The organism is Polaromonas sp. (genome assembly GCF_030682935.1).
GTDB lineage: Bacteria > Pseudomonadota > Gammaproteobacteria > Burkholderiales > Burkholderiaceae_C > Polaromonas.
Map to the genome: position 1 here is coordinate 1 of NZ_JAUXNA010000326.1, position 8,313 is coordinate 8,313.

At 63.7% G+C, this 8,313-nt stretch carries 10 protein-coding genes; 2 read left to right on the plus strand and 8 right to left on the minus strand.

All coding sequences use genetic code 11. The annotated features are described in order from the left end of the window. Positions 1–35: 35 nt before the first annotated feature. Entirely contained in the window at positions 36–692 is a 657-nt protein-coding gene (locus Q8K05_RS15220; RefSeq protein ID WP_305247472.1) for a hypothetical protein, read from the minus strand. Positions 693–1,061: 369 nt separating this feature from the next. Here Q8K05_RS15220 and gshA point away from each other — a divergent pair, with 369 nt between their 5' ends. Next, on the plus strand, positions 1,062–2,636 hold the full coding sequence (gshA, locus tag Q8K05_RS15225; RefSeq protein WP_305247473.1) for a glutamate--cysteine ligase: 1,575 nt from the start codon (positions 1,062–1,064) through the stop codon (positions 2,634–2,636). Positions 2,637–2,757: 121 nt separating this feature from the next. Here gshA and Q8K05_RS15230 read toward each other — a convergent pair whose 3' ends face one another. Then, complete coding sequence (locus Q8K05_RS15230; protein ID WP_305247474.1) at positions 2,758–2,967, minus strand: oxidoreductase-like domain-containing protein; 210 nt, start codon at positions 2,965–2,967, stop codon at positions 2,758–2,760. Positions 2,968–2,986: 19 nt separating this feature from the next. Next, entirely contained in the window at positions 2,987–3,256 is a 270-nt protein-coding gene (locus tag Q8K05_RS15235) for a hypothetical protein (RefSeq protein ID WP_305247475.1), read from the minus strand. A gap of 217 nt (positions 3,257–3,473) precedes the next feature. Between Q8K05_RS15235 and ylqF the strand changes: the two genes are divergently transcribed. Continuing rightward, the gene (gene ylqF / locus Q8K05_RS15240) at positions 3,474–4,433 is read left to right on the plus strand and encodes a ribosome biogenesis GTPase YlqF (protein ID WP_305247476.1); all 960 of its coding nucleotides are present in this window, start codon (positions 3,474–3,476) and stop codon (positions 4,431–4,433) included. A gap of 21 nt (positions 4,434–4,454) precedes the next feature. Here ylqF and Q8K05_RS15245 read toward each other — a convergent pair whose 3' ends face one another. The 5 genes from Q8K05_RS15245 to Q8K05_RS15265 all read right to left on the minus strand — a co-directional run. Beyond that, positions 4,455–5,459, minus strand: a complete 1,005-nt coding sequence (locus Q8K05_RS15245) for a D-glycerate dehydrogenase (RefSeq protein WP_305247477.1) — start codon at positions 5,457–5,459, stop codon at positions 4,455–4,457. 3 nt (positions 5,460–5,462) lie between these two features. After that, positions 5,463–6,407 (minus strand): sugar kinase, encoded by a 945-nt coding sequence (locus tag Q8K05_RS15250; protein ID WP_305247478.1) that lies wholly within the window; start codon positions 6,405–6,407, stop codon positions 5,463–5,465. Beyond that, positions 6,404–7,264 (minus strand): sugar phosphate isomerase/epimerase, encoded by an 861-nt coding sequence (locus Q8K05_RS15255; RefSeq protein ID WP_305247479.1) that lies wholly within the window; start codon positions 7,262–7,264, stop codon positions 6,404–6,406. The genes Q8K05_RS15250 and Q8K05_RS15255 overlap by 4 nt, the downstream gene beginning before the upstream one ends. Then, the gene (locus Q8K05_RS15260; RefSeq protein ID WP_305247480.1) at positions 7,254–8,045 is read right to left on the minus strand and encodes an amino acid ABC transporter ATP-binding protein; all 792 of its coding nucleotides are present in this window, start codon (positions 8,043–8,045) and stop codon (positions 7,254–7,256) included. The genes Q8K05_RS15255 and Q8K05_RS15260 overlap by 11 nt, the downstream gene beginning before the upstream one ends. A gap of 18 nt (positions 8,046–8,063) precedes the next feature. Further along, the coding region (locus Q8K05_RS15265) for a transporter substrate-binding domain-containing protein (protein WP_305247481.1) at positions 8,064–8,313 on the minus strand (250 nt) is incomplete at its 5' end.

Sequence of the window (8,313 nt, forward strand, 5' to 3'; positions counted from 1 at the left end):
ATTAAAAAAATAGCAAATTTGGTCCGCTGCGCCCGTTAAAGCCGTGAGGGCTGGGTATTTTCGTAGCCGACCGGCGCAAGCTCGCCGGCCGACTTTCCAATTTCCTGATCGCGTATGAAAAACAGGCGATTCAGGTCTTCCTGTGCGTCGCTTGTTTCGGCGGCCGGGGCGATTTCAATCGCTTGGGCAACGGGTGCTGCCCGGGCTGCCTGGGCTGCTGGGACTACTGGAACTGCCGGTGTCGCTGGCTCAAGCCAGAATGTCTTGTCAGGCAGAGTGGTGTAGGGGCAGCTGTCTGCCATTTCCAGCTGCCATGAAATGCCATGCAGCCATTTGGAGGCCTGCGGCTCAAAGCGTGTAATGTCGGTCAGCAGCTCGTTCTGCAAAGCCTGGGCGTAGTTCATCAGCCGTTGGTCCCACCGCTTGATGACCAGCCGCACATACAGGCCAGCGCCGCGGCTGCTGCTGGATACCACCAGCATTTGCAGGTCTATCCATTGAGGCGGTATGCCGTTCTTGCGTATGACATCGCGCAGCAGTACCTGCACCAGTTGGCGCCGGATGGCGTTTTCCGATCCTTCTTGTATGGTGGAGGGGCTGCCGGGGTTTGGGGCTTTATTGAGCAACGCCGACGACGCCAGGGTTGAATCTGGTGTGGGCGTGCGAAAGAGTTTTTGTATCAGATTTATCATTTTTCGTCTCCGCTCGAACATGGCCTGGACTCATAAAGTCCCGTCGATCCGAACGCCTGGCTGTGCGTGGAGGGCGGCTAGCGTGGTTCGAAATGCTTTTATCGTCGTTGAGCCCGCCGGGCAAGTCAAGTCAAGCTTTTGCTGTGGGCCCCCAAGGCGTGGATTGATGCCGACATTCTGGCTGCAAGGCCTGGTTTTGTGCCTGAAACGGCCTTGTATGATGAAGGCGCCATGATCCCGGCTTGCCACCGCCCCGCCCGCAGTCCTTTGCAGACTCCAGCACGCCGTGCAGGCAAGCCGCTTTGCGCCAGCGCGAACGGCTGGCCTGTGATACCTTCCACGCCACTTCAAGAATCTGGGAACGACGAAATGACCAAGTTGCATGCGCCTGCGGGCGCGCTTTTGCAGGACCGCCTGAAAGCGCTTACCCCGGCCCGGCTCAAGGGCATGCGCCGCGGCATCGAAAAAGAAAGCCTGCGCGCCCAGCCCGGTGGCGGCCTGGCGCTGACGCCGCATCCGGCCGTGCTCGGATCGGCCCTGACACACCCCCACATCACCACCGACTTCAGCGAGTCCCAGGTGGAGCTGGTGACGGGCGTGCATCCAAGCCCTGAAGTCGCGCTGGAAGAGCTCACGCAACTGCACCAGTTCACCTACCGCGCCATGAAGGAAGTAGGCGACGAAATGCTCTGGGTCTCCAGCATGCCCTGCGATTTGCCGACCGACGAGACCATTCCGATTGCCCGCTTTGGCGCGTCCAACATCGGGCGCGCCAAGAGCGTCTACCGCATGGGCCTGAGCCACCGTTATGGCCGGCGCATGCAGACCATTTCGGGCATTCACTACAACTGGTCTTTGCCCGATGTGACGAGCGAGCAGTACTTTGCGTTGATTCGCAACTTCCGCCGCCACGCGTTTTTGCTGCTGTATCTGTTTGGTGCATCGCCCGCCGTGTGCTCGACCTTTGTGGCGGGCCGCCAGCACGAGCTGCAGCCGCTGGCCGAAAGCACCATGTACATGCCGCACGGCACCTCGCTGCGCATGGGGCGCCTGGGCTACCAGAGCGATGCGCAGGCCTCGCTGGCCGTCAGCTACAACAGCCTGGAGGGTTACGGGGCTTCCTTGCAGGACGCGCTGACACGGCCCTACCCGCCGTATGAGAAAGTCGGCATCCGCAACCCTGGCGGCGACTACAACCAGCTGGCCACCACGCTGCTGCAGATTGAAAACGAGTTCTACGGCACCATCCGCCCCAAACGCGTCATCTTTCCGGGCGAGCGCCCGCTGCACGCCCTGCGCGAGCGCGGCGTGGAGTACGTCGAAGTGCGCCTGATGGACCTGGACCCTTTTGAGACGGTGGGCATCAACGCGCAAACCATGCGCTTCATCGATGTGTTTTTGCTGCACTGCCTGCTCAGCGACAGCCTTGATGACACGCCGCAGGAAATCACCGAGCTCAAGCACAACCAGCACCAGACGGCCGAGCGCGGCCGCCAGCCCGGCCTGACCTTGAAGCGCGCTGGCCGCGAAGTGCCCTTGACCGCATGGGGCGCCGAGCTGGTGGCCGAGTGCGCGCCCATTGCCGCCGCGCTGGACGCCGCGCACGGCGGCACGCAGTACAGCGAAACGCTGGCCGCAGCCCAAGCCGCGTTGCTTGATGCCAGCACCCTGCCATCGGCCCGCGTGCTGGCCGCCATGGCCCAGGACTTTGACAACTCCTTTGTGCAGTTTGCCCGGGCCCAGTCCCAAAAGACGCAGGGTGAACTGCAAAACCTGCCCTTGTCGGAGCAGCAACTCGCCCGCCTCACAGCGCTGACCGAGCAGTCGATCCAGGCGCAAAGGCAAATTGAAGCGTCGGACACCCTGCCTTTTGAGATTTACCGCCAGCAGTATGTGTCGGCCGAGCGCCTGGGCGTGCCGGGCCGCGAGGCGGCACACGCTTGAAAAAAATCTTCACTATTTAAGTAAAAAAGGCCAATAGCCGAAGCAGCGCGGGCGCTGACAGCTACTGAATAAATAGCAATTTAGAGTCTGAGCATGGCACGTCGTGGCCGCTTTAAACGGCTCAGGCCTGCAGCTTGAGCAGCACTTCTTCGCGCCAGTAGGCCACCGCGCTGTAATAGCCTTCCCAGACACAGCCGTTGCAGCCGCGCCCGCAGCAGGTGGTGGGTTCTGGCGGTGGTGGTCGCAGCGCCACACTGGCTACCCGGGCGCGCTGCTGCAAGGTGTGCATGAGCGCGAGCGCTGCTTCGCGGTCGGTGGGAACATTCGGCATGCTTCCTGGCTTTGCGACCTTACGGTTTTTGGGGCGCTGCCAGGCGCCGTTTGATGTACACGCCGATGAACGCACATCCCAGCACCAGGGAAAACCAGCCGACCAGCGCGGTCTTGGCCACAATGCCCTGCATGCCCGGTGAAGTGATGAAATAGGGCGACACCAGCACGCCCAGGCCAATCAGGATGCACAAAATCCCCTTGATCAGCACATCGTTGTTGGCTTTACTGTCAGCCTGGCGGCGGGTCGGGTTGTTGGGCCGGCGGGTGGGGGCTTCAGGTAAGGGCATAGGGTATTCAATCCGTATCGGGTGATGAGGTAATGGGCTGGATGCGGGGCGTGACCCTGCAGCTTGAACCAGCGGTTTTCAAGTCCGCTTTGCGTAATTTTCCTTCATCCGGAGGGCTTGCGTGCAGAGAGGATGGGCGCAGGCCGGCTTTCAGGCGGCCAGAGCGTTCACAATCCGTGCTCGTGCACTGCAAAAAGTAAAGAAAGAACGTTCAGAGATGGCTATTCAATGGTTTCCGGGTCACATGCATTTGACCAAAAAAGCGATTCAGGAGCGCATCAAGGAAATTGATGTCGTGATTGAGCTGCTCGATGCGCGCCTGCCCGGCTCCAGCGCCAACCCGATGCTGGCCGAACTGACCGGGGCCAAGCCCGCGCTCAAGGTGCTCAACAAGCAGGACCTGGCCGACCCGGCGCGCACCGCGCTCTGGCTGGCCCACTACAACAGCCTGCCCGGCACCCGGGCCATTGGGCTGGACGCCAGCATGACCACGCCCGCCAAAGCCCTGATCGAGGCCTGTCATGCGCTGGCACCGACACGCGGCAGCATGGTCAAACCGATGCGCGTGCTGATTTGCGGCATTCCCAACGTCGGTAAATCCACGCTCATCAACACCCTGACCGGCAAACGCGTGACCAAGACCGGCGACGAGGCCGGCGTCACCAAGCTGGAGCAGCGCATCGTGCTGGCCGACGGGTTTTATTTGTGGGACACGCCCGGCATGCTGTGGCCGCGCATCATCGTCGCCAAAAGCGGCTACAACCTGGCCGCCAGTGGCGCCATTGGCCGCAACGCGTTTGAAGAAGAAGAGGTCGCGCTGGAGCTGCTCGATTACCTGATCAAAGCCTACCCCGGCTTGCTGCAGGCGCGCTACAAGGTCGAGGTGCCGCCCGGCATCACGGATGAGGAGCTGCTGGAGAACATTGGCCGCAAGCGCGGCGCGGTGTTGACCAAGGGGCGCATTAATTTGCAAAAAGCCGCTGAAATCGTGATTTACGAATTTCGCGCCGCCACGACCGGCCGCATCACGCTGGAGACGCCCGAAGAATATGCCCAGTGGCTGGCCGCAGGGCAGAAGCTGGACGCCGAGCGGCAGGTCAAAAAAGACAAGATCGAAACCAACCGGCTGATCAAGTTCAAGAAGATTCCCCGGCCTGCGAAGCCCGAAGAAACCTGAAGGGTGCAGTGGCCGCTGGCGCTAGATCGCCGCCGTTTCCAGGTTGAACACGGCGGCCGGCCGCTCGCCCGCCAGGGCCTGCAGCAAGTTGCTGGTAGCCAGCACCGCCATGGCATGCCGCGTTTCAAACGTGGCTGAGCCAATGTGCGGCAGGGCGGTGACTTTGGGGTGGGTGCGCAAGGGCGAATCCATAGGCAGCGGCTCGGTGGCGAACACGTCGAGGCCGGCGGCGCGCAGCGTGCCGTGGTCCAGCGCATGGAGCAGGGCGTCTTCCTGCACGATGGCGCCGCGTGCACCGTTGATGAAAATTGCACCCGGCTTCATCAGCCCAAACTCGCGCGCGCCCATCAGGCCGCGCGTTTCAGCGGACAGGGGCAGCACGGCGGCGACGATGTCGGCGCGGCGCAGCAACTCATCCAGCGGCATGTGGGTGGCCTTGCCGGCCAGTTCGGGCAAGGCGGTGGCCAGGTCCAGTGCGCGGCGGCTGTGGTACAGCACCGGCATGCCAAAGCCCAGCGCGGCGCGCCGCGCCACGGCCTGGCCGATGCGGCCAAAGCCCAGAATGCCCAGCGTCTTGCCGTGCACGTCCCAGCCAAACAGCTCTTCGCCGATGTTGCGTGTCCAGCGGCCTTCGCGCACATGGCTGGCCAGCTCGACCAGGCGGCGGCTGCTCGCCATGATGAGCGAAAAAATGGTGTCTGCCGTGGTTTCGGTCAGCACGCCGGGCGTGTGGCACAGCAGGATGCCGCGCGCCGCCAGGGCGCTCAAGGCGTAGTTGTCCACGCCGACGGACACGCTGGAAATAACCTTGAGTTGCGGCGCGTGGGCCAGCAGGGCTTCGTTGATGGGATAGCTGGAGCCAATCATGCCTGCGGCGCTGGCCAGTGCGGCGTGAAAGGCCGGCAACTGCCCGGGTACGCGCGGGTTGGCGACCGTGACCTCGTGCTGCGCTTGCAGGCGCGCCAGCTGGTCGGGCGGCAGTTCCCTGAAGACCAGAACCTTTTGCCGTGACGTGTTGGCGGCCATTTTTTAAAGTCCTGCCTCGCCGAGTTCGTCGCGTGCCGGCAGGCCTTCGCTGTCGCCCAGCACCTGCACGGCGCGCGCGCCAATCCAGGCGCCGCGCTTCACCGCTTCGGGCACGCTCAGGCCATCGAGCAGCGCGCTGATCACGCCCACCGCAAAGCCGTCGCCCGCGCCCACGGTGTCAATCACTTCGGCCACCGGAAAGCCCGGCACATGGCCGCAGCCCGTTTCGCCGTCGAAGTAAGCCCCTTCGCTGCCCAGCTTGACGATGACGAGATGCGCGCCGCGCTGGCGGTAAAAACGGGCGATCCCTTCGGGGCTGTGTTCGCCGCTCAAAAATCGGCCTTCTTCCAGGCCGGGCAGCACCCAGTCGGCACGCGTTGCCAGGTCGTTGATGGACGCGCGCATCAGCTCGGGTGTGGCCCACAGCGTGGGGCGCAAGTTGGGGTCAAACGACACGCTGCGGCCGGCGGCGCGCATCAGGTCCATGGTCTTGCGGGCGGCCGGCAAGGTCGTGGCCGAGAGGGCCGCAAACACGCCGGTGGCGTGCAGGTGCCGGGCCGAGAGCAGCCAGGTTTCGTCAATGTCGCGCGCAGCCATGTGGCTGGCGGCCGAGCCCTGGCGATGGTATTCGACTGGCGGGTCGCTGCCGTCGGTCACCTTGCCCTTGAACTGAAAGCCGGTTTTTTGCGACGCGTCGCAGACCACGTGCGAGCAATCAATGCCTTCGCCCGACATGGCGTTCAGCAGGTAACGGCCCATGGAGTCGGTGCCCAGGCGACTGGCCCAGCCCACCCTGAGGCCCAGGCGCGCCAGGCCAATGGCCACGTTGGTTTCAGCGCCGGCGGTGCGCTTGTGAAAAGTCTCGGCATGTTCCAGCGGACCGGGCCGGTCGGCGACCAGCAGCATCATGGCTTCGCCAAAAGTAATCACGTCCAGCGCTCGGGTCATCTTGCGGTTCTTTTGTTTGAGGAAGGGATGCGCGTGCGGCTTGCCATGCTGGCGGCCACCAGGCGCAGCTGCCCGATTTCCTGGCGCGTCACGGTCAGCAGGTCATCACCCGCCAGCGGATATTCAATGGCCCAGGGCACATCAGCCGGCAGGGCGCGCAGCACGGCGCGCCAGGGTGCGCTGGACTCGGCCAACGGCACGGCGACCCAGCGCTGCGGCTGGCGCTGCACGCCTTTGCAATGCACATAACGCACTTGCGGCGCCAACGCGGCGGCGGCCTGCAGCGGGCACTCCCCGGTCCAGTGCCAGTTGCCCATGTCAAAGGTCATGCCGAGAAGAAGTCCCTGCGCATTGGCCGTGTCAAAAAAGTCTTGCAGCGCGGCCAGCGTGCCCGCAGCGGGGGTCTGGTCGTTCTCGATCACGAGCTCGGTGTTGGCGGCTTGCAGGCGGTCTTGCAGCGCGGTGAGGGTGGTGAGGGTGGTGTGTGACGCAGGGTTAAATCCGCCAATGGCCATTTTCAGCCGGGGTGCGCCCAGGATGTGGGCGGCCATCAGAGCGCGGTCCAGCGCGGGCGTAGCCAGCGATCCGTCTGCGGCCCAGAGATCCTCGGCACTGGAATAGACCACGCTTTTGCCGGCCGCGCGCACGGCTTCGGCAATGGCGGGGAGTTCGGTGGCGGCATCGACCACCAGTTCGCTGCGCACTTCAACGCCATCGGCGCCGGCAGCGTGGCTGAGCTGGGTAAACCAGAGCTGCCCGTGGCGCCGCACTTCGGTGGCGCCAAAGGCAGACAGGGAAATCAGGATGCAGGGAGCGGCACCAGCGGCCAGAGCGGGAGTTGACAGTTCAGTGCGCATGTTGTGGGTTCAGGATCTGTCCCAGGAAATTGCGGGTTTTCTCATTTTGCGGATTGCTGAAGAACTGCTGCGGCGGCGCCTGCTCAATGATCTTGCCGTCGGCCATGAAGATCACGCGGTCGGCCACGCTGCGGGCAAAGCCCATTTCGTGCGTGACGCACAGCATGGTCATGCCGTCGTCGGCCAGGCTGATCATGGTGTCCAGCACTTCCTTGACCATCTCGGGGTCCAGCGCGGAGGTGGGCTCGTCAAACAGCATGATCTTGGGCGTCATGCACAGGGCGCGCGCAATCGCCACGCGCTGCTGCTGGCCGCCCGAAAGCTGGCTCGGGTATTTGCGGGCCTGCTCGGGGATGCGCACGCGCGTCAGGTATTTCATCGCGATGGCTTCGGCTTCCTGCTGGCTCAGGCCGCGCGAGCGCATGGGCGCCAGCGTGCAGTTCTGCAAAATCGTCAGGTGCGGAAACAGGTTGAACTGCTGGAACACCATGCCCACTTCCTGGCGCACCGAGTCCACGTTGCGGCCGCCAGCGGTCAGGTCAATGCCGTCCACCACAATGCGGCCTTTTTGCACGGTCTCCAGCCGGTTGATGCAGCGGATCAGCGTGGACTTGCCCGAGCCCGAAGGCCCGCAGACCACAATGCGTTCCCCGGCCGCCACGCTCAGGTTGATGTCGGTCAGCACCTGGAACTTGCCGAACCACTTGTCCACCGCTTCGATGCGGATGATGGGCTCGGCCCCGGCGGGGGCCAGGGTGGGGGATGGCATTGTGTCTGTCATGAAAGCACCGTCCGGGATTTATTGCAGCTTCGGCAGGTCGGTTTCCAGCCACTTGCGGTACAGCTTGTTGAGCTCGCCGTTGGCCGTGTTGCGGGCCACGAAGTCATCCACCGTGGTCAGCAGCTCGGCCTGGCCGGGGCGCATGGCCACAGCCATGACCTGCTGGCGCAGCAAAAACTTGTTTTCGTAGGTGTTGGCAGGGGCGCGCTTGTCGATCTGCGCGGCCACCGTGGTCGAGCAGCCGATGGCATCGACCTGGCCCGACATC

Excerpts from the sequence above, each read along its gene's own strand:
- Q8K05_RS15255 (WP_305247479.1), bottom strand. The coding sequence starts at position 7,264 with ATGCGCACTGAACTGTCAACTCCCGCTCTGGCCGCTGGTGCCGCTCCC.
- gshA (WP_305247473.1), top strand. The coding sequence starts at position 1,062 with ATGACCAAGTTGCATGCGCCTGCGGGCGCGCTTTTGCAGGACCGCCTG.
- Q8K05_RS15250 (WP_305247478.1), bottom strand. The coding sequence starts at position 6,407 with ATGACCCGAGCGCTGGACGTGATTACTTTTGGCGAAGCCATGATGCTG.
- Q8K05_RS15245 (WP_305247477.1), bottom strand. The coding sequence starts at position 5,459 with ATGGCCGCCAACACGTCACGGCAAAAGGTTCTGGTCTTCAGGGAACTG.
- Q8K05_RS15230 (WP_305247474.1), bottom strand. The coding sequence starts at position 2,967 with ATGCCGAATGTTCCCACCGACCGCGAAGCAGCGCTCGCGCTCATGCAC.
- Q8K05_RS15235 (WP_305247475.1), bottom strand. The coding sequence starts at position 3,256 with ATGCCCTTACCTGAAGCCCCCACCCGCCGGCCCAACAACCCGACCCGC.
- ylqF (WP_305247476.1), top strand. The coding sequence starts at position 3,474 with ATGGCTATTCAATGGTTTCCGGGTCACATGCATTTGACCAAAAAAGCG.
- Q8K05_RS15260 (WP_305247480.1), bottom strand. The coding sequence starts at position 8,045 with ATGACAGACACAATGCCATCCCCCACCCTGGCCCCCGCCGGGGCCGAG.
- Q8K05_RS15220 (WP_305247472.1), bottom strand. The coding sequence starts at position 692 with ATGATAAATCTGATACAAAAACTCTTTCGCACGCCCACACCAGATTCA.